Source organism: bacterium SCSIO 12741, assembly GCA_024398055.1.
Taxonomy (GTDB): domain Bacteria; phylum Bacteroidota; class Bacteroidia; order Flavobacteriales_G; family Salibacteraceae; genus SCSIO-12741.
Genome location: CP073749.1, coordinates 1,537,737 through 1,560,734, shown reverse-complemented (window position 1 = coordinate 1,560,734; position 22,998 = coordinate 1,537,737). Strand labels below are relative to the sequence as shown.

General features: G+C 43.9%; 30 protein-coding genes. 9 read left to right on the top strand and 21 right to left on the bottom strand.

The window, feature by feature from the left end:
* Positions 1-89 precede the first annotated feature (89 nt).
* Together KFE98_06625 and gatC are read left to right on the top strand one after the other, a co-directional pair.
* The gene (locus KFE98_06625) at positions 90-845 is read left to right on the top strand and encodes a 1-acyl-sn-glycerol-3-phosphate acyltransferase (protein ID UTW63810.1); all 756 of its coding nucleotides are present in this window, start codon (positions 90-92) and stop codon (positions 843-845) included.
* Complete coding sequence (gene gatC / locus KFE98_06620) at positions 835-1,125, top strand: Asp-tRNA(Asn)/Glu-tRNA(Gln) amidotransferase subunit GatC (protein UTW63809.1); 291 nt, start codon at positions 835-837, stop codon at positions 1,123-1,125. The genes KFE98_06625 and gatC overlap by 11 nt, the downstream gene beginning before the upstream one ends.
* Positions 1,126-1,128: 3 nt before the next feature.
* On the opposite strand, the gene KFE98_06615 is transcribed toward gatC, so the two are convergent.
* Positions 1,129-2,613 carry a glycoside hydrolase family 28 protein gene (locus KFE98_06615; protein ID UTW63808.1) on the bottom strand — a complete coding sequence of 495 codons (1,485 nt, stop codon included), beginning with the start codon at positions 2,611-2,613 and terminating at the stop codon, positions 1,129-1,131.
* Positions 2,614-2,892: 279 nt separating this feature from the next.
* On the opposite strand from KFE98_06615, the gene KFE98_06610 reads away from it, so the two are divergent.
* Positions 2,893-3,738, top strand: coding sequence for a hypothetical protein (locus tag KFE98_06610; protein UTW63807.1), 846 nt, complete (start codon positions 2,893-2,895; stop codon positions 3,736-3,738).
* A gap of 8 nt (positions 3,739-3,746) precedes the next feature.
* Here KFE98_06610 and KFE98_06605 read toward each other — a convergent pair whose 3' ends face one another.
* Entirely contained in the window at positions 3,747-4,169 is a 423-nt protein-coding gene (locus KFE98_06605; GenBank protein ID UTW63806.1) for a pentapeptide repeat-containing protein, read from the bottom strand.
* Between the two features lie 41 nt (positions 4,170-4,210).
* Positions 4,211-4,987 (bottom strand): pentapeptide repeat-containing protein, encoded by a 777-nt coding sequence (locus tag KFE98_06600; protein ID UTW63805.1) that lies wholly within the window; start codon positions 4,985-4,987, stop codon positions 4,211-4,213.
* 113 nt (positions 4,988-5,100) lie between these two features.
* Here KFE98_06600 and KFE98_06595 point away from each other — a divergent pair, with 113 nt between their 5' ends.
* The 3 genes from KFE98_06595 (at position 5,101) to KFE98_06585 (ending at position 10,047) form a co-directional block, all read left to right on the top strand.
* The gene (locus KFE98_06595) at positions 5,101-6,408 is read left to right on the top strand and encodes a sugar porter family MFS transporter (protein ID UTW63804.1); all 1,308 of its coding nucleotides are present in this window, start codon (positions 5,101-5,103) and stop codon (positions 6,406-6,408) included.
* A 43-nt stretch (positions 6,409-6,451) separates the two neighbouring features.
* The gene (locus KFE98_06590; protein UTW63803.1) at positions 6,452-8,470 is read left to right on the top strand and encodes a hypothetical protein; all 2,019 of its coding nucleotides are present in this window, start codon (positions 6,452-6,454) and stop codon (positions 8,468-8,470) included.
* A gap of 95 nt (positions 8,471-8,565) precedes the next feature.
* Positions 8,566-10,047, top strand: a complete 1,482-nt coding sequence (locus tag KFE98_06585) for a T9SS type A sorting domain-containing protein (GenBank protein UTW63802.1) — start codon at positions 8,566-8,568, stop codon at positions 10,045-10,047.
* Positions 10,048-10,075: 28 nt separating this feature from the next.
* Here the strand turns inward: KFE98_06585 and KFE98_06580 are convergent, their stop codons facing one another.
* The 6 genes from KFE98_06580 to KFE98_06555 form a co-directional block, all read right to left on the bottom strand.
* Positions 10,076-10,417 (bottom strand): cupin domain-containing protein, encoded by a 342-nt coding sequence (locus KFE98_06580; protein ID UTW63801.1) that lies wholly within the window; start codon positions 10,415-10,417, stop codon positions 10,076-10,078.
* Between the two features lie 151 nt (positions 10,418-10,568).
* The gene (locus KFE98_06575) at positions 10,569-11,006 is read right to left on the bottom strand and encodes a hypothetical protein (protein UTW63800.1); all 438 of its coding nucleotides are present in this window, start codon (positions 11,004-11,006) and stop codon (positions 10,569-10,571) included.
* A 166-nt stretch (positions 11,007-11,172) separates the two neighbouring features.
* Positions 11,173-11,877, bottom strand: coding sequence for a hypothetical protein (locus KFE98_06570; protein ID UTW63799.1), 705 nt, complete (start codon positions 11,875-11,877; stop codon positions 11,173-11,175).
* A gap of 69 nt (positions 11,878-11,946) precedes the next feature.
* Positions 11,947-12,558 carry a hypothetical protein gene (locus tag KFE98_06565; GenBank protein ID UTW63798.1) on the bottom strand — a complete coding sequence of 204 codons (612 nt, stop codon included), beginning with the start codon at positions 12,556-12,558 and terminating at the stop codon, positions 11,947-11,949.
* Positions 12,559-12,712: 154 nt separating this feature from the next.
* A complete protein-coding gene (locus KFE98_06560; protein ID UTW63797.1) occupies positions 12,713-13,006 on the bottom strand; it encodes a DUF1330 domain-containing protein in 294 nt (97 codons plus the stop codon).
* A gap of 70 nt (positions 13,007-13,076) precedes the next feature.
* The gene (locus KFE98_06555; protein UTW63796.1) at positions 13,077-13,556 is read right to left on the bottom strand and encodes a Crp/Fnr family transcriptional regulator; all 480 of its coding nucleotides are present in this window, start codon (positions 13,554-13,556) and stop codon (positions 13,077-13,079) included.
* A gap of 173 nt (positions 13,557-13,729) precedes the next feature.
* Between KFE98_06555 and KFE98_06550 the strand changes: the two genes are divergently transcribed.
* Entirely contained in the window at positions 13,730-14,329 is a 600-nt protein-coding gene (locus tag KFE98_06550) for an ankyrin repeat domain-containing protein (protein UTW63795.1), read from the top strand.
* 87 nt (positions 14,330-14,416) lie between these two features.
* The gene (locus KFE98_06545; GenBank protein UTW63794.1) at positions 14,417-15,502 is read left to right on the top strand and encodes an adenylate/guanylate cyclase domain-containing protein; all 1,086 of its coding nucleotides are present in this window, start codon (positions 14,417-14,419) and stop codon (positions 15,500-15,502) included.
* A gap of 2 nt (positions 15,503-15,504) precedes the next feature.
* Here the strand turns inward: KFE98_06545 and KFE98_06540 are convergent, their stop codons facing one another.
* The 5 genes from KFE98_06540 to KFE98_06520 all read right to left on the bottom strand — a co-directional run bounded on the left by KFE98_06540 (position 15,505) and on the right by KFE98_06520 (position 18,562).
* Positions 15,505-15,990: a hypothetical protein gene (locus KFE98_06540; protein UTW63793.1), complete on the bottom strand. Its 486-nt coding sequence runs from the start codon at positions 15,988-15,990 to the stop codon at positions 15,505-15,507.
* A gap of 82 nt (positions 15,991-16,072) precedes the next feature.
* Positions 16,073-16,969 (bottom strand): haloalkane dehalogenase, encoded by an 897-nt coding sequence (locus KFE98_06535; protein UTW63792.1) that lies wholly within the window; start codon positions 16,967-16,969, stop codon positions 16,073-16,075.
* Positions 16,966-17,586 (bottom strand): short chain dehydrogenase, encoded by a 621-nt coding sequence (locus KFE98_06530; protein UTW63791.1) that lies wholly within the window; start codon positions 17,584-17,586, stop codon positions 16,966-16,968. The genes KFE98_06535 and KFE98_06530 overlap by 4 nt, the downstream gene beginning before the upstream one ends.
* Before the next feature lie 11 nt (positions 17,587-17,597).
* Complete coding sequence (locus tag KFE98_06525; protein ID UTW63790.1) at positions 17,598-18,185, bottom strand: hypothetical protein; 588 nt, start codon at positions 18,183-18,185, stop codon at positions 17,598-17,600.
* Entirely contained in the window at positions 18,182-18,562 is a 381-nt protein-coding gene (locus KFE98_06520; protein UTW63789.1) for an alpha/beta fold hydrolase, read from the bottom strand. The genes KFE98_06525 and KFE98_06520 overlap by 4 nt, the downstream gene beginning before the upstream one ends.
* 125 nt (positions 18,563-18,687) lie before the next feature.
* Here KFE98_06520 and KFE98_06515 point away from each other — a divergent pair, with 125 nt between their 5' ends.
* Positions 18,688-19,035: a helix-turn-helix transcriptional regulator gene (locus tag KFE98_06515; protein ID UTW63788.1), complete on the top strand. Its 348-nt coding sequence runs from the start codon at positions 18,688-18,690 to the stop codon at positions 19,033-19,035.
* Positions 19,036-19,076: 41 nt separating this feature from the next.
* Here the strand turns inward: KFE98_06515 and KFE98_06510 are convergent, their stop codons facing one another.
* From KFE98_06510 to KFE98_06480, 7 genes are all read right to left on the bottom strand, one after another.
* On the bottom strand, positions 19,077-19,220 hold the full coding sequence (locus tag KFE98_06510) for a cytochrome c (GenBank protein UTW63787.1): 144 nt from the start codon (positions 19,218-19,220) through the stop codon (positions 19,077-19,079).
* On the bottom strand, positions 19,178-19,426 hold the full coding sequence (locus KFE98_06505) for a hypothetical protein (protein ID UTW64769.1): 249 nt from the start codon (positions 19,424-19,426) through the stop codon (positions 19,178-19,180). Before KFE98_06505 ends, KFE98_06510 begins: the two co-directional genes overlap by 43 nt.
* Positions 19,427-19,485: 59 nt before the next feature.
* Complete coding sequence (locus tag KFE98_06500) at positions 19,486-19,974, bottom strand: DUF1772 domain-containing protein (protein ID UTW63786.1); 489 nt, start codon at positions 19,972-19,974, stop codon at positions 19,486-19,488.
* 71 nt (positions 19,975-20,045) lie between these two features.
* A complete protein-coding gene (locus KFE98_06495) occupies positions 20,046-20,948 on the bottom strand; it encodes an AraC family transcriptional regulator (GenBank protein ID UTW63785.1) in 903 nt (300 codons plus the stop codon).
* 121 nt (positions 20,949-21,069) lie between these two features.
* Complete coding sequence (locus tag KFE98_06490; GenBank protein UTW63784.1) at positions 21,070-21,675, bottom strand: alpha-ketoglutarate-dependent dioxygenase AlkB; 606 nt, start codon at positions 21,673-21,675, stop codon at positions 21,070-21,072.
* A gap of 2 nt (positions 21,676-21,677) precedes the next feature.
* On the bottom strand, positions 21,678-22,520 hold the full coding sequence (locus KFE98_06485) for a methylated-DNA--[protein]-cysteine S-methyltransferase (GenBank protein ID UTW63783.1): 843 nt from the start codon (positions 22,518-22,520) through the stop codon (positions 21,678-21,680).
* A 70-nt stretch (positions 22,521-22,590) separates the two neighbouring features.
* Positions 22,591-22,908, bottom strand: a complete 318-nt coding sequence (locus tag KFE98_06480; protein UTW63782.1) for a helix-turn-helix transcriptional regulator — start codon at positions 22,906-22,908, stop codon at positions 22,591-22,593.
* Between the last annotated feature and the right edge of the window lie 90 nt (positions 22,909-22,998).

Here is a 22,998-nt window from a genome sequence, read left to right as displayed (position 1 = left end):
AATTACGCCCCCGGATTCCAAGAAGAAACTTCCGGCACAATTAAATTCCACGAAGACCATAGGATGGGTTTAGCTACCTTTGGCGGCTCATGAAGAAACTCCTACACTGGATTCGGCTTCCTTTTATGGTTTTGTACAAGACCTACTTCGTGCTGCTGTTTTTCGTGTACTTGCTTCTTCTTTACCCCTTCTTTGTGTATAACATGAATCGCAAAAATTTTAAGCGAGGCATGTTTTGGTTTCGGGTGTGGTCTTGGTTGATGAGGCTTTCGTCTGGAATTATTCTACGGGCACATGGAAAAGAAAACTTACCCAAGGGTCCTTATATTTTGGTTTCGAACCACAGCTCCTACCTGGATATTGTGTTTATGTATCAAATTATCAAGGAGCACTTTGTTTTTATGGGCAAAGCCGAATTAAACCAATGGCCACTCATTCGAATTTTCTTCCGCAGTGGAATGAACATTTCGGTAAACCGTGCGAATCGAAAGGATTCGCACCGAGCTCTTCAGGAGGCTCGCCAGGTGCTCGAAGAAGGTAAGGTTTTGGTCATTTTTCCGGAAGGAACCATTCCAAATCACACGCCGCGCATGAAGCGTTTTAAGAATGGAGCCTTTAAAGTTGCTATTGATACTGGGGTGCCTATTGTGCCCGTCACGTTTACATCCAACTACAAAAGGATGATGAACGGAGGGTATTTTAAGGCCCAGGCTTCACCAGGAATCTGTCCTTGCTTCATCCATAAGCCAATTCAAACCAAGGGCATGACCGACGAAGATTTAGTAGCTTTGCGCGAACAAACGTTCGAGACCATTAAAAGTAAAATTCCGTTTTATGGAAATTAACGAAGAACTGATAGATCGATTGGCCGGCTTGGCTCGCCTTGAGTTTGAAGGAGAGGAAAAGAAACAGGTTCAAAATGACTTGAATCGTATGCTCGGATTCGTAGAGAAACTGGAAGAAGTAAATACGGATGGTGTTGAGCCTTTGATCTACATGACCCAGCAAACTTCCCATGTTAGAGAAGACAAGGCTGAGGTTACCATTTCCAAGGAAGATGCTTTGAAAAATGCGCCCCTCAAAGACAGCGATTACTTTAAGGTTCCAAAGGTTCTCAAAAAGTGATCTCTACTTCAATTCACGAATGTTTTCTGATTGATGAAAGAAGAACTGTTGCTTCTTTTCATCGCCCTTTATTTCCACTCCTTTTAGCTCCGAGTTTTTGACGTCATCAAACACGATGGCTGGCCGGTAATCGACATCCCTGATTTTAAGTACTACATTTTTGAAGGTTATTCCTTCAGCATGGCGTACATAAAATCCCCAGGCAGGTAATTCACCAAACATGGAAAACTCCGGATAGTGTTTTTCCCGTTCCGGAATAGAATTAAGTCTCGTTAAGGGCAGGTAAGCATAGGCCTTGTTTCCACGTCCCGGGTAGCTGATCTCGATGTTCTCCAAGGTTATATTCTGAATGGGGTGACCTGGAATTCCTACGATAGAGGATGGAAACGGGTTGTGAAAGAAAGCCAACTCCGGGCCTCGCATTTGATAGTTGTAATCAGGACGTTCGAAGGGCACAGTCACTTTTACGTTTCGTATGGTTACGTTTTTTAAGGTGCCCGGAGGTTTATGCGCATACTTGCTATCTCCCAATCGAAGGAATATGGCGTTACCCGTATTGGTAGCCACTACATTCTCCACCAAAATATCTTCCACTTTTCCCCCATAAACCGATTGAATGGTAATGGCCGATCGGAAGGTGTCAAATACCTTAATGTCCCGGATCACGATATTGGTAAACCCGCCACGGCCCGCAATGCCCAGTTTAACAGCACTGGCACTTGATCTAATCGTGCAATTGGCAATGTAGATGCTATCACAAATCAAATCGTCCTTGTAGGATTTAATGCAGATGCCATCATCTCCCGAGTTGAAATAGGAATTGGTGAGTTGAACGTTTCGGCTGTCCACGATGTCCATCCCGTCATTGTTCCAATAAACATCACTTTCCACGCGGATTTGATCGATCACCAAATGGTAACAGCGATCATAGCTTTGTACCCAACAAGAGGCATTTTTAAGGGTGATTCCTTCCACCCGAATGTGCTGGCAATTCACAAATTCGATAAGCTGAGGACGCAAGTACCATTTGGGCCTCATTTCAGGAAATTTGTAGTCGATACTGTCCAATTCACCAATGTAAAAGAGGCTGTCGATACTCATCGCCAGTTTTGCTCCCTGACCGTTTAGAGTTCCTTTTCCTGTAATGGCGATACGAGAGGCACTATCGGCCATGATGAGGCCTTTCCAACGATTGAGTTTCTGGTAATGATCCTGATTGGTGCTCCCTAAAATGGTCGCTTTCTTTTCCAGGTGCAACTCCACATTAGACTTGAGGATAATGGTTCCGGAAAGGAAGTCACCGGCCGGCACAACCACACGTCCACCTCCCTGCTCATGGGCCTTATCCACAGCCAATTGAATGGCCTTGGTATTTAAAGTTTGGCCATCGCCCACTGCACCGAAATCTAAAATATTAAGCTCCTGGCCTTGTATAGAGGTGGCTATCAGAGACCCTATGAGAAAGAAAAACAGGTGTTTTTTAATCATAAAAAATGGCTTTTCAGCGGTGCTCCAAATTACGTATTAAATGATTAATTGAGGCAGGAGGTTCAATCATGGTGATTTTCCTTCTTTCCCTAACTTTAAAGCCGTTTAATGAAAGGAAATTTATCCATCTCGCATTTATCATTTCTCTGGATTGGGATCATCGGAGTTCTCGTTTTTTTAGGGTGTCAACCAAGTGCGCCTAAATTAGTCGGAGAACCATGCAAAAAATCGGCCCGAAGAGTTTCGGAGTTTGATTCAAGTTCAACCTATCCTACCGTTGTGGCTGCTCTATTGGCCTCCCGTTTTGAAAACTTAGAGGAGCTCAAAAAAGAGATTAACCTATTCTACACCCAAGATAGTTCGAACTTCGAAAGTGATAGTACCATTCACCATAAAGTGGTTATGCTTCAATGTGCTGGCGGTGGCGGTGTGGTGAGCGTTTTGGAGAGTGGAATCACCCAAAAAGAAGTGGCTGCCGTTAAGAATGCCGACCTGTATGATAAGTTGAAGTTTGGTATTTCGAGTCCCTATTCTGTGGCCAACCGGGAGTCTTTGCAACAAGTTTTTTTATTGGCCCGCCGGCGATCCAACTTATTTGGGGAGAAGGATTTCGCATTCTACGATTTGGCTTTGGCCCACACCCAAAACATCAGCACTCCCGAATTGGCGTATCTAACGGCAAGAGATAGTTCCGAAAAAGGATATATCAACTCCTTCAACCACATCACTGCCCAAGCTTTTATCACCACGTTGTATTCCAGAAAGCTGGCCGATTTTGTGGCAGACCTTCATGAACGTTATGCCATGCCCGAGCTCCTTACCGGAGAGTTTACCGAAGATCAGTTGAGTCACCCGGATGATAACCCAGTGGACAATTACGTGGACATGATCAACAATGAATGGGGCCAGCAACTGGGGCTTGATCTTAAGAAGAAATATTCCATTAATCCAGCTACTGAATGGACCCCAGAATTACTCGCCAATTACCTCAACGATTTACAGGAATTCTACAGTTGGTCTTTTCAGGTTGCGTTTAAACCATTCAGACCAGATCAGGAAATCGTCATTCGATTCTCGCAAAAGATCATGGATGTACAAAGTCGGAAATACCTGTACGAAAGATAGCACCTCATTTACTTCTTGAGTTGCAATTGGTACTTCTCCTTCGGAAAAAAGGAAGGTGCCTTTTTGATGACTTCGAACCGGTTCAAAATGGACTCGCCGTCAATTACATTTTGAATGGCAAACCGCTCCAACCAGGTATCTTCCACAGCGGCTTCTTCGAGTTGAACCTGGGTAAAAATGGCCTTTTCAAAGGTGGCGTCCTTAAGTAAACTTTGATTCAGATTGGCGTTCGAAAAATTGGCCTTATCCATTTTGGCACCCTTCAAATTGGTGCCCCTCAAATCGGCGTGGTTGAGCATGGTTCCCCTCCAAAAAGACCAGAGTGAAGTTGCATTTTTGAGTTTGGCCTGAACCAAGTTGGCCTGGCTCAAGTCGGCTCCATCTAAATTGGCGGAGGCGAGGTTTGCTTGGTGTAAAGAAGTCCACCTCAAATCGGCACGTCTCAGGTTGCAGGAATCGAGTTGTGCAGAATTCAGTTGAGCCCCCAGAGTTCACAACCCTCCAAATTGGCCTGGCTGAATGTTGCTCCCTCCAGATTAGCATCTCTTAGTAAGGCATTCGGCATGTGAATACCTGTCAGGTTTTTGCCCTGTAAGTTGGCGTTTTGAAGGTCAGCATTAGAAAAATCAGCGGAGTTCAAAATTTGCTGCAACGAGGAGGAATCGATTTGAAGAGCAAGTAAAGCCTGGAGCAACTGTCCTCTTTCCGGACTATATGCATTGGGTGTAAGACTATCTCCCTGCCAATAAGGGTAGGGGCGAAATGCCTGGCTAAGCTCAATGATCTGCTTTCGCGTTGTGGCAGACAAAGAACTATCAGGATTTGATTTTAACTGGGCCACCATTTCCTGCAATACTTGCTCCATTATTTGGGAGGGATTGCTCGTTTTGATGGATTCAATAATCTGCGCTTGCTGCTCAAGTTGATGACGCTGTTCTCGGAGCGTTTTTTGACTCCATTGGAATCCAAATCCGCCCAAGGTAATGGCCGCGATAAGCAGCACAGACAGGCCTAAAACAAGTATTCGACGGGCTTTTCCTTCCTGGGGTCTACGGCTTCGGGAAAGCTTTTGCGAAGCACGGATTAGTTGAACCAGAACAACGAGCAATAAGATGGCTGCTGCACCCGCCAAACCACCTACCCAAAATGAATGCTGAACATCCACGATAGGAAGCCTAAGAAAGCCTAGGGTCCACCCAATAGACACGCAAAGTAAAAACGCCAAGAACAGGAAAGCCTTTCGTTTCATGTCGTAAAGATAAATTTCTCAGCCATTCAAGTTTTGGAGGTGTCAAAGCCATTAAGCCTTGAATTTGAAGTTGTTGTAAAATGGCTATTTTGGTGATCCTAAGCAAAGCGAATATGAACAAGGTTTTTATGTGGGCTTTGGTGGTTGCACTCGCCGGTTTCCTTTTTGGTTTTGATACCATCGTTATTTCAGGTGCAGACAAGAGCCTTCAGGAGTTGTGGAACAGTTCTGAGTTGTTTCATGGTTCGGTAGTAATGGGAATGGCTCTTTGGGGAACGGTTGCCGGAGCCCTGCTGGGCGGATACCCGACCAACCGGCTCGGGAGAAAAAAGACCTTGATTGGAATTGGCTTTCTTTACCTGGTTTCTGCTATTGGTTCGGCCTTAGTGAGTGATCCGTATTCGTTTGCCTTTTTCCGATTTATTGGTGGACTTGGAGTGGGTGCATCAACGATTGCTGCTCCGGCCTATCTTTCAGAAATTGCCCCTGCAGACCGTCGCGGTCGGTTGGTGGCCATGTATCAGTTGAGTATTGTTTTGGGTATTCTGGTTGCCTTTTTATCCAATTTCCTGTTGAGTGGCTTGGGGGAAAACGCATGGCGGTATATGCTTGGAGCTGAAGCCATACCCGCTTTGATTTATTGCCTACTTATTTTATTGATTCCAAGAAGTCCGAGGTGGCTGGTATTGTCCGGAAAAGAAATGGAGGCCAAAGAGGTCTGGAGCAAATTGGGTGTGGTAGGCGTGGATAATCGAATGGTCAAGTTGAAAGAAGGGAAAAATAAAGCTTCTGAGACCATATTCAGCCCCGCCTATAGACCGGCCTTGATGGCTGTCATTCTTATCGCCTTTTTTAATCAGTTTTCTGGAATCAATGCGGTTATGTATTACGGGCCGCGAATTTTTGAAGAGGCTGGATTGGCTGAAAAATCAGCTTTTTTGAGCAGTGTGGGAATTGGCGTAACCAATTTGATTTTTACCCTTTTGGGTATGGCTCTCATTGATCGAGTAGGTCGTAAAACACTGATGGTTATCGGATCCGTTGGCTACATCGTTTCCTTGTCTTTGGTGGCTCTTTCTTTTCTCTTGGGTTGGTCAGGACTGGCAGTGCCACTTTTTCTTTTCTTGTTTATTGCCTCCCATGCAGTGGGCCAGGGAACGGTGATCTGGGTTTTTATCGCCGAGCTTTTTCCCAATCATTTACGAGCTTCCGGACAGGCTATGGGATCTACGGTTCATTGGATATTAGCAGCCTTCATTCCGTCATTGATCCCGGTGGGAATGGCAACGATTGGTGCCGGAAGTGTGTTTGCTCTTTTTGCGATTATGATGGTTGGGCAATGGATGTGGGTAAGCCGTAGTATGCCAGAAACCAAAGGGAAATCGTTGGAGGAAATTAGTGCCGAGCTGGCTCACAAGTAAAGCGTATTATGAATCAATTCGTTTCTTTGATACGAGAATTACCATGATGATAAAAAACACCCCATTTATTTTCTTTCTAATCGGTCTTTTATGGGCTTTAGGAAGTTGTGAATCCCCAGAATCAACCGATACCGATCTTCAGGAGACTCGAGAATCCTTTTATCCCAGCTCCAAGCCGTGTACACGATGGTGGTGGTTCGCAACAGAAATCAAAAAGCCCGATGTGAAACACCAATTGGATTGGGCCAAGGAAAACAACTTTGGCGGTGTAGAGATTGCCTGGGTTTATCCACTTCACCGCTACCAGGGTATGTATGCTAAAAGCTACAACCGGCATTACCCAGTTGATTCTTCTGCGCAAAAATGGTTGAGTCCCGAATGGTCCGAAGTAGTGGCTTACACGAAATCTTACGCCGATTCCATTGGCCTGGCCTGTGATTTTACTTTCGGTAGCGCCTGGCCAGTAGCCGGCATCAACATTGACAAGGAGCACACTACTCAAATCTATGGCGATACATCATTTAGGCAGTGGCTCACATTTGCCTGGTCGTGGCCTGAGAATCAATTGGTGGTCAATCATTTGGACAGTAATGCCTTTAACCTTTTTGCCCAGCCCGTTGGAGATGCCTTGAAAGAGGCTTTGAAAGGTTCTAAGTCTGCGCTTTTTACGGATTCCTGGGAAATTAAATTGAATGGGACCAATAAAATCTGGACGCCTGGTTTTGACTCTACCTTCCAAAAGAAATTTGGTTACGATATCATTCCTTACATGGAGCAAGGCCTCGATTCCTTTCCGCATGTTCGTTACGATTACATGTTGCTACTCGATGAATATGTGACCAATGGATTTTTTAAACCTTACGTCCAAAAGTGCAAAGAATTGGGGGCCTGGTCCAGGGTTCAATGCCTGGCCTCACCCACAGATGTGATGACGACTTATTCGCTGGTGGATATTCCGGAAACTGAGTCCATGCTCAACAATCCGAACTATTCGTTGATCGTGAGCTCGTCGGCTTGCCTGGCTTCGAAGCCTATGGTTTCCAGTGAGACTTTTACCTGTATGTATGGTTTTCCAGCCACCTACCTGCGCAAGGAACAAACAGCTGATTTAAAAATGGTGGCAGATGCGATGTTTGCCCAGGGAGTTAATCAGCACGTTTACCACGGAATGCCCTACAATCCCAAGGGCTCGGATACACTTGAATTTTTTGCAACGACCTACTTTGGGCCGGGAGGTAGTTTGAGTGAAGAGCTTCCGGCATTCAATGCGTACATGGAAAAAGTAAGCGGGATACTTCAAAAAGGAGTTACCTACTCAGATGTGGCCGTTTATATTCCCTATGAGGATGGCGTTATGCAAGGCGCTTATCCCAAGGAGAGGCAACGCGTTTGGGTGTGGGGCGAATATGAGATGCGCTACATTGACCCTCCTGAGGAGACCGAGGGTTATCACCCTCTTTGGATCAATCGGCATTTTCTGGAACAAGCCCAATTTGAAGACGGAAAGTTAAAGGTTGGAGATGCTCAGTTTTCCATGCTGTATGTGGATGTCAAATACATGGACGTAAGGGCTTTGGAACGCATCGTTCAGTTGGCCAAGGTTGGATTGCCCGTATGTTTGAAATGGATACCCATGGAGCCTGGAAAAATCAAATCTGGCAAGTACGGGGATCTTTTGAGCAAATTAAGGTCTTTACCGAATGTTTCGAATGAATTTGAAGAAGTGGTTGATCACCCTCCACTCGTTCAAGGAGAGTTTGCACCCGACTATTGGTGTCGAGTTGAACCCGATGGAACGCACTACCTGTTTCTCGCACAGGGTCCGGCTAAAAAATTGGTGTACCCGGTCTATTGTGGCCAATCCTATAGTGATCGTTCGGAGGTTCGTGAGGTGGTTTTAAATGTTGCCGGCAAACAGCAAAAAGTTCAACTCACTTTTGAGCCCTACCAATCTTTGATGCTCAAGATATCGCCAGAAGGAAATATGGAATATATGGACATTGAATTTGTTCCCAAGGATCCGGTGGTTCTCCCCAGAGAAAAGCAGCGAATGAATTTTTAATCGAGTTTTTTGTAACGTTCAATTTTCCCTCGTGCAGCGAAAATGGGTTTGCTGGGTCTTAAGGTTATAGAATAACCATTAGGAACCCACTTACGATGCACGCAAGACTTTTGCCCCTATTACTTCTTGGTATTACTTTTCTTGGTGGCTCTTTAAGAGCCCAGGATGGAACCTTGGACTCAACTTTTGGCTCCGGAGGAATCTACACTTCAACGGATACTTATGGAGCTGTGAAAATAGACAGGGATGGTAGCCTTTTTGTAGGGGGCTATTTCTCCACTTTCGCTTCCGATTTTAGCTTAACTAAACTGAAGCCAGAGGGAATTCCGGACTCCACTTTTGGAACCCATGGTAGAGCAGTTACAAGAGTACCTCAGTCTCACTGGAATGTAGCCCGGGATCTGGCCATTTTACCGGATGGCAAAATTTTGTTTGCTGGAGATGGAGATGCCATGGGAGTGGTCATGAAGTTTGAAGCCGATGGAAGCTTAGATACCACTTTTGGTGATACGGGTTTTGTTATCAATCGAAATATGAGTTTGTTGAATGCCATGGTCGTTCATTACGATGACAAGATCTTGGTAGGAGGACAATCCTTTATCGTGGCCAGTACCTATTTTACACTGGCCCAATACAATCTCGATGGAACCCCAGATCTATCTTTTGGAAATGGAGGTGTCGTAAACACGGATTTATCATCTGCTCGTGGCCAGGCCGGAAACGATAACCTGAAAGCATTGGCTCTTCAGGCTGATGGAAAAATACTGGCTTGTGGTCAAAAAGCTGGAGATTCCTTGGCCTTGGTTAGGTATCTGCGTAATGGAGATGTGGATTCCACCTTTGGTATCAACGGTGTCGCTGATATTGAACAAGAGGGTATTTTTAATTCTGTGACTGTTCAGTATGATGGAAAAATCATTGCTGCTGGACGTTCAGGGGCCAATGATATCATCGTGGTTCGGTTTGACCCGTCTGGATCTCTCGATACCGATTTTGGCCAGGCAGGTGTAGTTGAAACTTCATTGACCTTAGACCGAGATGAGGCCCATGAGGTGGCGGTTCAATCCGATAAGAAAATCGTGGTGTGCGGCAGAGTCCAAATGAATTTGGAGTATCACCTGGCGTTGATTCGATACGACATCTATGGGCAGGTAGATTCTACGTTTGGAACCAATGGCATTACCATTACCGATCTCACCCCAATGGGTATGGGAGCGGAGTATTCTATGATTTTGCAGCCCGAAAGGAGAATCGTGGTGAGTGCCAATGGTAAAGTAGCTCGTTACCGCAATTCTCTGGTTAGCTGGATTAGTTATCCAGCTTCTTTAGAGCCAGTTACCATTTACCCCAATCCGACCTCCAGGTGGTTAAATGTTGTATTGACAGAAGATTTATCGGATCAAGTAACCCTGGATTTGTACAATCAAAATGGCGCACTGGTTCGACCTATGGAAAATGGGTTTTGGAGTGCAAAAGGAAGTTACTCCTTTGCAATAGACGATCTTCCAAGCGGGATGTACACCTTGAAGCTGACCCAGAATGGAGAGCAACGTTATTTCAAGGTTGTAAAACGCTAAGGCGAAAGTCAATCCTATACCTGGCCTTTTAAGAGGAGACCACTTCCTTAACCCGATCCGTTTGATCCAAAATGGAAAGAGTCAGGCGGACGATGCTTTTTTCTATGGCTTGTAGATCGTGGGGTACATTGCCTTCCAGGGAAATTAAATCTCCTTTTTGAAGGTGATGGACTGTGCCTTGTACTCCAAAGTCGATGGCTCCTTCAACGATTTCGACCACAATGGGAAACTTGGTTTTGTGTTCTTTCATGACTTGACCCGCTTCAAAAGCAATGCGAATTTCTTTGGTAAAGTTGCTTTGAAGGAGAACTTGAATGGCTGGTTTATCTGGGTTATAGTTGAGATCTTTTAAAAGTGATGAGGTTTCCATATCCAATTCTTGAGATTTATTCTTGAGTGATTTTTTGAGACAAGATAGCCCGCATTTGCATCGTGTGCAGGATTCTTTTGATGAGGTAAGTGCTATAGGAGGTGCCTTCGCGGCAACATTTGCATTATTTGTAAGAGAAGGGTTCAAAATATTAGTTCATTTTAGTGTACGAGTTCCATCCGTGATTTTGAGTTGTAGAATCTGCAGGAACCTGAATACTCAAGCCCTCAGTTAGGTCTTTTACCTCTTGTTTGTATAAGGTAATGGTGGTGCTGTCAGGAATTTTTACGAATACAAGAAAGGTGCGATTATCCGAAGTATGGCCTATAAACCGGTTGTTTTCAAGAATAAAAGTGTCCTTGATCATCACGTAGTCGGCCGTTCCGATTGGACCCGATAAGGTATATCGAATACTGTCTTGGTAGACGGAATATAGCACTTCATGCAGGTTTCCAGGGCCTGCTTCAAACTCTCGGGTCCATTTTCCGAGAAATGGAATTTTTTCGTCTTCAGGCCCTGGAGTTTTTACCGTTTGTGTAGTAGATGTGGTTGGCTGTAGTTCTTCTTCATCTTTCTGACAGCCAGTCATTATAAGGATTAATAGAAGAGGAGTTATATATAGCCGATGCATGAAAATTTCTTTTATTTAGATTGGTTCTAAATTAGGTTGGTTGGATGATTCCATTTATGAGTCATGTCAGTTTTTGACATGATTCTTCTGAATCTACAGAGGCCAGCTAAAGATGAGTTGAGCCCTACTTTATTTTCAATACAATGGGGGCTGCCTGAAATTGGTTTCCCAAGGAGTCTATTATTACAATATCCTGAATTAACAGGTAATCTCCGGTTTCCAAATGGGCCATGTATTTTCTATTTGCATCAGAAAATACGGCTCCAATCTGGCGACTTGTTGTCCATGGACCGATAGGAAAATTAAGAACACAGCTGCTTACTTGGTAATTGGTATCAGTCAGTTGCAAGGCAGTGGGAAATTTCGACTTTTTCACCTTCCATTCCCCTGAATCACTTCCAGAAATGTAGCATCTGACATTGGAAATTGGCAGGTTGTTAGAATCTACCTGATTCTTATAGGGAACTTTAAGAGCGATCGAGTTTGCGGAGCATGGTTTGCCCAGACTATCCTCCAATATCACCTGATAGATATGCATCGAGTAGCCGACATTGACACTGTCTTGAATAAAGCCCTTAAGCTCCTCAGAGAATTCTGGGCCTGTATTGGAAAGCGTACTATGATTATGACGGCTTCTGGCTTTCAAAAAAGTGAATTGGGTCAGGTTATAGGACGAATCTTGGATTTCCAGTACAGGATTATTATTTAAATCCGGGATGGATGAAAGCCCGTCTACTTTTTTATTCCAGAACACGGTGGTAAGGCAACTCTTCATGGGGCTGCAACCAGAAAGCAGGAAGAAGAGAAGGATGCTGAGGGCTGTTTTCAAAGTAACTGGGTTCGAACCAAAGATAAGAACCTGATTCAAGCCCATGATCGTCCAATTGGGACCATAGGATTAGGACAATAGAAGCATTCGAACTCCTTCCAGAAACCAAAGCAACTTTCCTTCTATGAGCATTTGATGAAGGAAAACCGGTAGATAGCCGGCATAAAGCAAGAAGTAGAGAAGATAAAACCAATTCGAATTTCGCTTAAACCGCAGCAAAAGGAGTGGAAGCAAGTAGAGTAAAGGAATGAGTGGATACAGGGTAAATAGGTTGATTTCATCATTGATCTCGGTCACATCACCTTCTGGACTCACGATGGAATATCCCTGGAATTCATGGAGGAAGGGAGAAAAGTTGCGAAGGAAAAGATCCCCGCTGTCAAGTTGCACATGAATTTCATTGGGAATGTACTCAGACGAATCATTGGCATAATACACCGGACTCTTGTGCATACTATTGTAGAATTTCTTGGATGCCACTTGTTCGCCAACTTGTTCTACGGGAAGCCAGTAATCGATGAGTATAGTGAGGGAAAAGAAAAGAGAGAGTAGCGCAATTAGCTGACTAATACGCCAAGGCCAACCGCTTGTGAGGTAGTCAAACGCCTGGTTTTCTATTTCTTTCATTTCCTCCCGATTTTTCCGGGCATGGGCCTTAGCCTTTTGTGATTTGGACTCCATTGTAGATCGTTTTCGGGACACAAACGTATACTTTTCGACTAAAATTGTTTTTTGGTCGAAAAAAAATAAAGAAGTTGTTTGTTAATGGCTTATTGAGGAACAAAAAAAGCTGGCCATTAGCCAGCTTTTCATGTTGTATTTCAACCCTATAGGACTAAAAACCCTTTTCCAGAATAACGGAGTCGCTTTCACTCACTTGTTGACGCCAGGCCTTAATGGGTTGATAGTCGGGATCGTTGTAAAAACCTTCAGCGGCCTCTTTTGAATCAAATTCGACGATCACAATTCTTCCTTGCGGTACAGCCCCTTCAATGGTAGACGGATTTTCGTCTACGGCTACGGTTACTCCGCCATGTCGTTCTACAATCGGAACGGCTTTTTCAATGTATTCACGATTAAAGGTTTCCAGATCGTTTACCCGAACGAATGCCAGCATATATGCCTTCATAACTAATTGTTTTAATGATTATTAATGAGGCAAATTTGCGGACCAGCCAGGCCCTGTGCATTAATATATATTAAGGATTTGAGGAGGACCTAATTTGATCTCCTTTGGCCTTACTCAGGGCTTCAGGGGTTATTCCCAAGTAAGACGCGATCATCCGTTGGGATACCCGCTGGGTTAAGTCAGGGTATGTCTTAATAAAGTGTTCGTATCGCTGAAGTCCGGAAAAACTCATCAGCATAATAATACGGCGCTGAAGAACGAGCATACGGCGAGCAATAGCATGACTATTGAGGGTAGTTTGACTGAGGTCTTTGTCTCGTATCACCACAGAGGTATCTTCCAAGGCCTCAATGAAGAACTCACAAGGTTCGTCCATGGGTACCGCATCGGCAATAATCCAACCTTCAGGGGCAAACATGAATATATGCTCTTTACCCTTTTCATCAATGGTGTAGCTCCTCAACAATCCAGAAACCACTTCGTATACGCGGTTATTGATATCTCCTTCATGCTGAAGAATTTGCCCTTTTTTTACCTGCACCGTTTTCATCTTCTCAAAATACTCGTTTTCTGAATTCCGCGAAACCGGGAATTGGGGATACAAAAATCTTCACTTTTTGTAATTTGATCACCCCTCCTGTCGTTAAAGGAATAAAATGCTAAACCGAAAAGTCCTGAGGATGCAAAAAGTTGGGTGAAATTGAATAAATAAACACAGGTTAAATGGTGTTCGGAAAATTATTTGGAAATCGAAACAAATGGTCAGAATCCTCGGACGAAGAAAAGTACATGGCCTTGAAAGAAGCCATTAACAGCGGATCGATGCAAGAGTTGAAAAAACGCACCCGGGAAGGCTTGCCGATCAATACGCTGGATCCGTATTCCCAGGCAAACATTCTGATGTTTTATGCCTCTAAGGCTCGAGATTTACGTTGGGACTCCCGAGAACTGATTGCTTTTTTGAAATCTGAAGGAGTAGATTTAAATCATTTCAGAAACAACCGGTTGAAGGGCTCCACCTCTGCTCTACATTTTGCAGTAATCCAAAAAAATGAAGGCTTAGTAAAAGCCCTTGTCAAGGAGGGGGCTTCGGTGGATCTTAAAGATGGAAATGGGAATACCCCATTATGGAAAGCCGTGATGGACTATCGAGGTGAGCCTGAAATGAAATCCATTATCCACTTTCTCATCGAGCAAGGTTCTTCCCTCGATGAGAAGAATGATTATGGAAACAGTCCCCGCGATATGATCATTCGAGTTTCAGAAGGAATTAAGGCAGGAATCAATCAAAATGAATGGGATTTATCCGAGTTGCTTGGGTAATCCAGCCTGAATACTCATTTTCAAATAATGTAATTTTAGCCAAAGCCCAAGCATAGATCATTTTGCCACAAACAGTATTTAGCGATCATGGTTAGCCCCAAAACAAAAAGGAGATTTTTCCAGGTCATTCCATTCGGAATTATCTGCTTTGGGCTTAGTGTGGTTTACGGCTTGATTGAAAAGGGTATATTGGGAAATGCGGCCTATTACCCTTCCAATGGAAACCCCTACCATTTCAGTATTTGGGTGCCTTCAATTACCGCTTTTTTTGCCGGAATTCTTATCGGTCTTCTTGAAGTTTACTTACTGAATAGGCTTCTGCAGCAAAGCAGTTTTATTCGCAAAATGCTCACCAAATGGGTAATCTATTCCTTTCTTCTGGTCGGTTTGATCATGGTGGTTACCCTTATAGGTAATGCCTACGATCTTGGGTTATATCCTTGGGATGATAGGATTCTGAAAGGGGCACGTGTTTTTATATTCAGCTTTACCTTTTGGAGCGTGATGACCTATGTGGTGGTGGGGCTCGTAATCTGCTTGTTCTACAATGAGGTGAGCGACAACATAGGCCAGGGGATTCTGATTAATTTCTTTTTAGGCAAATACCATCAGCCCACTGAGGAGGAGCGGATATTTATGTTCCTCGATATGAAAAAGTCAACAACCATTGCTGAAGAACTTGGGCATGTGGTTTACTTCAAAATGTTGCGGGAATATTATTCGGATCTCTCCGATGCCATTGTCCAATTTGGAGGGGAAATCTATCAATATGTCGGTGATGAGGTGATCATTTCCTGGAGGCACCATCGGGATAGGCCCAGCAATAAGAGCTTGCACTGTTTTTATGCCATGAAGGCCAACCTTCAAAAACAGAGAAAGAAATACGAACGGGAGTTTGGTGTGGTCCCTACTTTCAAAGCCGGTCTACATTTAGGCGAAGTAACCACGGGTGAAATTGGTGTGATTAAAAAAGAAATCACCTTCACTGGAGATGTGATGAATACCACGGCACGAATTCAAGCCCTGTGCAATGCTTTTGAAGTTGACCTGTTATTGTCTCAGGACTTGGTAGAAGAGTTAAAACTGGGCTCTGAGTTTAAGCCCAAGGCATTGGGTGAAATCGAGCTAAGAGGGCGAAAAGAAAAGGTGAACCTGTTTACCCTCTACACCTAAACTTAATCCAATAACTTGAAGCTGCTGTAGAAGTGTTGGAAGCGCTCGTCCTTAATGGCATCATTCACAAATTTGTACCAGTAATCGTCGGTTTTTAGGACCACAATCTCAATGTATTCCTCACGGTTATCGGGATGGGTAATAGTTGTGTGATCACCTTTAATTCCGTTAATGGTCACGGACTTCTTCTCGATATCATATTCAGGGTATAGGCCCTCATCGTTAAACACAAAATCCAGCCTTTCCTTGTTATCAGTATGGCTAAGCCACATCGTCCATTCGGCATTCCGAAATCCACTTTCCTGGCCACAAATGAAACCGCCCTTTGCACTGCTTGCCGTCCATTTGGCTGGATACTCGATGGAATAGCCCATGGCTGTGTCCGTAAATACCTTCCATCCCGCTATTAATTCCGAGTTGGATTCCTGACTGTATGAATGACTGGACAGCGCTAATAGAAGAGACAATAAGACTGGGAAATACTTCATGATTGATTTAGATAATAAGTAGTTTGTTTAACCAAGCCAAACTAAAAATAAAAAAGGGTGAAGGCAATGTTTCCCTTAAGATTCAGAGCTTGGATTGAACAAGGGATTTGATCCACTTTTTTAATCCAGCTCCAATGGTATGTGGGTGGTCTTCCTGAACGAAGTGAATACCCTTACCCAGTTTAATAGAAGTGAGGTTCGGAAAGTTTTTTTCTATCCACGGAACTTCCTCTATTGGGATCAGCATTCCAGGATCTGCGTAAAACATCAATTTCGGTATTGGCGTTTCCTGGAGCCAATAATTGTAGTTGTTGACCGCCTCTGCTGTATGTGCTGGTTTGTTTTTGATGGGAACATCCCGAGGAAAAACATAGGAAGGCTTGCGACTTTTTAGAGTTTTAAAAGGAGCTGCATAAGTTTCCATTTCCTGAGGACTAAGCTTTCTAACAATACCATCAGGAAGCATTTTTTTGATGAATTGGTTTCCTACTCCGAGCATAAGCCAGCTCAAAGGTTTAGATTGAATCATGGTAAAGGCCATTTTCAACGATGGAGTCAGTTTATTCCAATCCTTTTGTTCATACATGGCTTCCATAAAAGCAATTCCTCTAATGTTCTCCCGGTGTGTATTGGCATAGTGAAATCCGAGCCCCGACCCCCAATCCTGAACCACCAGGATGATATCCTTGAGTCCCAGCTTTTCAATAAAGGCTTCCAGGTAGGCATAGGAATCAGTAAAGCCATAATCAATTGCGGGTTTATCCGATTTTCCGAAGCCGATCAGATCCACTGCAATTGCCCTGGAGTCTTCCGTGACATAAGGGATAATGTTGCGCCATATGTAGGATGAGGTGGGATTGCCGTGGATAAACAAAATGGGATTTCCCTGCCCTTCGTCTATGTAGTGCATTCGACTCCCTTTTACTTCCAGAAATTTGGATTCAAAGGGAAAGTTTTCGCCTATTTCAGTCTTTTTCATGATTCTTTGATTTGTGCTAAAAATTCGGGTACGTTGATAATGCTTCCGTTGGCTTCGTTGTCGATCAGGTATTTATAGGCCAGTGCGGTATCGGCTGAGGAAATTCCCGAACTACTGTCCATTCCAAATAATTCCATCGTTTCCTTAACAAAGGCCGGACTTACGGCATTAATGCGAATTCCTCCAGTTTCTTCCAGAGCAGCAGATCGAACAAATGCTTCGATACCGGCACAGGCCACCGATAGGGTGGATGCATGAGGAATGGGGTTCATACTGGCAATGCCGGAAGTCAGAATGATAAATCCGTTAGGAACCAGTGATTTTACGGCCACTTTTATCAGGTTAAAGTTGGCAATCACTTTTGAGGCAAAGGCGTTTTGAAAATCCGCTGCATTTAACTCCAATAGTGGAGCCATTGGACCATCTCCAATGGTGGAGATTATCCCGTCGATCGGGCCCAGGCCTTCAAAAAGCTGCTCGATGCTTTGGGTATTGAGCAGGTCAACCTGATGGTCACCCCTCGTTTTTCCGATACTTATGATTTCATGGCTTTGCTGAAGCAAATTGACAATTCCTGAACCGACCGTTCCCGGCCCTCCTATCACTGCTATTCTCATGTGTTCGAGTTTTATTTAATCCAATTAGTGATGTTTTTAACTAAATCTTCGGGTTGGTCCTCCTGCAAAAAATGAGAGGCATTTTCGATGGTAATGTGAGGTTGGTCCGCTGCACCGCTGAAGTTCCGTTGCAGTTGCTTATCGTAGCCTTTACCGGCTAAAAAAGGATCTTTGTCGCTGAAAAGAGTTAGAACAGGCTTGTTCCATCGTTTCAATTTTTTCCAATCCTCATTGATTTGGGTTAAATCCGTGGCAATTATCTGGGGCATGGTTCTCGGGCCTGCCACGAATTTTTCACTCGGGAAGGGAGCGTCATAGGCATCCATTTCCTCAGGGTCCAATTCCCGGGTGGTTAATACTTGCATGATTTTGCCAATTTCCAGGTGTTCGGCTCGGGCGAAATATCCACCCCAGTTTCCAAAGTTTTGCTTGCCGGCAAATTTTTCAACAGATGGCTTGCCACTGGTCGTAAGCATAAGTTTCATCACCTTGGGAAAGACCAACTTACCGATGCCCTTTATTTCTGCCAAGGCCGTATTGGCTACAATGAGCCGGTCCAGCCAGTCTGGGTTGTTAGCTAATACCCGTAGCCCAATCATGCCCCCCAATCTTGCATAAAGGCTTGGGCATTTTTGATTCCCATCTTCTGTACAAAATCGCTCATCCACTTCACGTGGTTATAGAAGGTATGGTCATCCGGAGAAACCGGTTTATCGGATTTTCCAAAACCGATGAGATCAGGAGCAATTACATGAAACCCTTGCCGAACCAGGGTTGGAATCATATGTCGGTACAGATAGCTCCAGGAAGGTTGTCCGTGAAACAGAAACAAGGATTTTGGATTGCCCTTTCCCTCTTCTACATAATGCATATGGACACCGCCGGTTAATTCCATATAATGTGGCTCAAAAGGATAGTCTTTTAAGTCTGCGAAAGCCGAATCCGGGGTTTTGACTATATGTTTAACTCTTTTCATTTTCAATGAATTATTCGTTTTAATCGAATGGAAAAGCAAATTTAGATTGATTGGTATATATTTGCTACTGGATATATAAAATATACCGGTATACTTGAGTATACTCGGTCGTAAAAGGAATTGCTATGGGCAAGACTCCAGATGAGTGTTTAAGTAAGTTGATGCCAGTTAGAGACGCGCTGGATGTGTTCCAAGGAAAGTGGAAGATTCAAATCATAAGTGCTTTGATCTACTATGAAGAGTGTGGCTTCAAGCAGCTTAAAGACACGGTTATAGGAATAACCCCTAAGATGCTTTCCAAAGAATTAAAAGACCTCGAAATGAACTTACTGGTCAAGCGGGAAGTGACAGATACCAGGCCCGTGACCATAACCTATTCCATCACGGAATATGGGAAGACCTGTAGCGAGGTGATAAAGGCGCTATATAATTGGGGGCAAAAGCACCGTGAAACTATTATCAATCGGGACTAATGGAGGTTGATTTAATGGAATAGAACCGGTATTAAACCGGGTTAGCCATTCTTGAAAGAGTTAAAGAAACTAATGATTTGACCAATCTCTTCATCTTTAAGCTGGCCGCCATAAGGAGGCATAGAATTACGACCATTTTTGATCACCTGATGTAGACCAAGGCTATCGAGCTGGGTGGTTTGCAAGTTGGCTGCACCCCTCGTCCGGCATCTCCTTCTTTTCCATGACAAACCGAACAGTTGTCCAGATATATCTCATAGCCCGGATGTATTTCTTCGGATGGTGATCCGGTATCCGGGCCCAATCTAACCGATGACTTTTTCGGTTTTTCACTATCCTGGCAAGCAGCTAAAGAGATAACAAGGGCTAAAAGGATTGAAGTTCTTTTCATGATAAGGAGATAATGGGAATGAGAATAAGAAGGTGCGCACTCGAACGATAAGGTTCGAATTATTCACTTGTTTTTAGGCTAAACAGTTGAGCCAGCTTGTAGAGCCCAATGGCTGGAAGAATGATTCGAATCATATTCAAAACGGCCCAGATCTCCAATTGGAATTTTTGAGCTTCTCCAGTCAAAGTTCCTTGATCGATCACCGGTACATTGATAAATACAATGACATAAATGGTTACTGCAAATACGATCATAAATAGGATCAGCGACCACTTAACATGTTGCTTCTGCAAGGCAGTAAGATTCGCTTTGGCCCGCATCAAAAGGAGGTGGGAAACAACGGCCACAATGGTGAGCGGGAAGTAAAACATACCCGGATCGGTGGTGTGTTTGAATTTTCGGAAGTGCTCCATATTTTCATCCACATTTCCAATTAACCAATTCGGTACAAAAACGACCTGCTCCAGCAATTCTCCAAAGAGGAGGGCACTAACACTTAAAAAGGCTATAACTAAATGTCGGGTTTCTTTTGTTAAGTTTCTTTCCATGATGCAATTGTTCAACACTGCAAAATTGCCATGGACGTAACCGGGATGGGGTACTAAAAACCGGGTAAAAATTATGAAAACTTAGGTCCTTGCTCGATCCTATATCGGGAGGGCGTAAAACCACTTTCCTTTTTGAAAAAATTGATGAAATTGGAAGTAGCGCTAAACCCTAAAGTATCCGAGATATGGTCTATGGTATCTGTTGTTTGCAACAGAAGGGTAGAGGCGTCCAGCAGAACATACTCTTTTAGAATTTGCTTGGCGGTTTTGTCGGTAGCCTTTTTTACGCATTCCGATAAGTACACCGTGCTTAGGTTCAACTTTTGCGCATAGAATTCCAGGGGCTGCCTTTCACGAGAATGTTGCTTGATCAGGTTTTCAAAGGAAAACGCAATTTGTTGAGACCGGGTGGAAAGCGTTGTTTTTATAGATCCTTCCAAAAAGGCTTTTCGAGCTTCAAAAAGCAAAATGTTTAAGTACGATCGAATGATTTCCCGGTTCTCAGCGGTGGGCTCTTTAAAGAGGGAGTGAATTTGTTGCAACAAATCTGAAAACACGTTTTCCCCCTTCTCCAGAAAGTAGACCGGAGAAAAATGGGGGTTAAAAAAGGGGAAGGATTGCTGAATATCGAAATTGGACCGGCCGGTTTGAAAAAAACTGGCCTCAAAGGCCACCATGTAACCACTTGATATAGGGTCCACCTTCTTTACGTCTACGGATAAGGTTTGCAAGGGAGCCAAAAAGGAAATCAGTGTTTTGTCCTTGGCTGAGAAAAAGGTGTCGTCCACATGAATGTCGGCATCATAATGGTTGGAAAAGTAGAGTAGGAAGAAGTCGCACTGCCGGGAAACGGTTTGAAGTGAAAGGCGGTCTAAATGGTCCTTAAACTTAAGAATGTGAAAGCTGTCGAATACCTGATAATCAGCTACGTTTAGTGACGTCAATAGGTCTGTTATGGTTTTATGCTTGTTCATACACCCTTGAGCGATCTTCTAAATCCTTGTTGTGGCGTGTTACAATATAGTTTTTCCATCGAATATGGAGCTCCGCAGTCCAGGTGGTTCGGACGGTAGGAAAGAAAGTGACCTTTCTAAATTATCGAATCATTTGCCTAAACGTCAGGTTGATCCTTGGATCGTGCACTCGTTTGGTCGTGGGAAGGTTATGCACCCAATGGCTTTGGGTTTCATCCTTCATTTCCAGTAAGTCGCCGCTGTTGAGCTCAAATACTTTTTTGAATTTCGTTTTTCGGTGCTTAAGAGCAAATTTTCGTTTCGCACCAAAGGATAAAGAAGCAATGGAACCGTGAGTTTGTAGGTCTCGCTCATCGTCGCTATGCCAGGCCATTCCTTCCTGACCGTTGTGGTAGAGATTTAATAAACAGGAATTGTAAACCTGCTGTGTTTTAGCTTCCACTTGTTGCTTCAATTCCAGTAACAAAGATGTCCAGGGGAGGGCGGTCCGGTGAATTTTTGAATAGGTATACTCAAAGGGCTCATCAGCATACCAGGCCACTTTACGTTTAGTAACGATGTGCTTTCCAAAAATGATGGCTTCATCGTTTTTCCAGGCGATGTTTTCCAGCAGCAGATCCAAGTATTGCCTGGCATCCTGTTCAGAGAACACCTGCCCCCAATAATGAACCGTACCGTCATAGGGCAAATGATTGGTGCTACTATCTATGGGATCATCAAAAAGCATTTTTAGGAATCCGTTTTTGCCGCTTCCCAGCCCAGAATAGCCTTCTTTCGGATAGGATTCCAGCGATAGCCACCTGTCTTTCCAGAAGATTGGATGACCCTATGACAAGGCACCAGGTAGGCAATGGGATTGCTGCCAATGGCCGTGCCCACAGCACGAGAGGCTTTGGGTTGCTCTATTTTTTGAGCAATTTCACCATAGGTGGCCAGTTTTCCGGAGGGGATGCTAAGAAGTGCTTCCCAAACTTTGAGCTGAAATTCAGAACCCTTGAGGTGCAATTTGATTTCCTTCAATTCGTCCCAATCGTTGTGAAATACAGCCAATACTTCTCGTTGCAACTCGTCCTCCTGAGACTGGTATTGGGCATTGGGAAACTGTTTTTTTAACTCCGCCAGGCCGGTTTCGTTGTTCTCAATAAAAGCCAGATAACAAATACCCTTTTGGGTAGAAGCTACGAGAATATTACCAAACGGGGTTTCGTCGTAGCGGTAGTTTATGGATAAATGCTCCCCACCATTTTTGTACTCACCGGGAGTCATTCCTTCGAGATTGATAAACAGATCGTGCAACCGGCCTGTACCAGATAGTCCGGTGTCAAGGGCCGTATCAAACAAGGTTGCATCACTTTTCTTCAGCTTGCTTTTTGCGTAGCTTACGCTTAAAAACTGCAGGTACTTTTTTGGTGTAACCCCTACCCAGTCTTTAAACAGGCGCTGAAGGTGAAACGGGCTAAGGTTTAATTGTTCAGCCAGCTGATCCAACGAGGGTTGCTCTTGAAAATGATCATCTAAATACTGAATCGCTTCCGCAATCTTATCGTAGTGATATGGGTTATCCGTTTTCATCTTCCTACTGGTTTTGACAAAGAACAAAGTTCATCAAGAACCCCCTTTTTCAAAACCCGATTCTTGCGGTTTATAGCGCCTCTTCTCCAAACTTTTTAAAGCTTTCGATTACAGGTAAGGCCAAGCGTCCTTTTTCCGTGAGGAAGTATTCCACTTTGGGCGGAATTTGAGGATAAGATTTTTTGTTTAGGATGTCGTATTCCACCAAGGTTTTCAACTCTTGAATTAGCATTTTTTCGCTGATGTCAGGAATGAGCCGTTTTAGTTCTCCAAAGCGCCTTTTTTCCAATCCCACTTCATTGATAATACGCAATCGCCATTTACCTCCCAGCACCTTGATTGAACGACCAACAGGACAGGGATGTAGGCTGTTATCATTTTTTTGCATTTCTGAAACCTTTATATTGCTTATTTCACACCTCAAAGTAGGTACCCTACAATAAGGTATGTACTTGTATCGTAGTCGGTAAAATTAGAC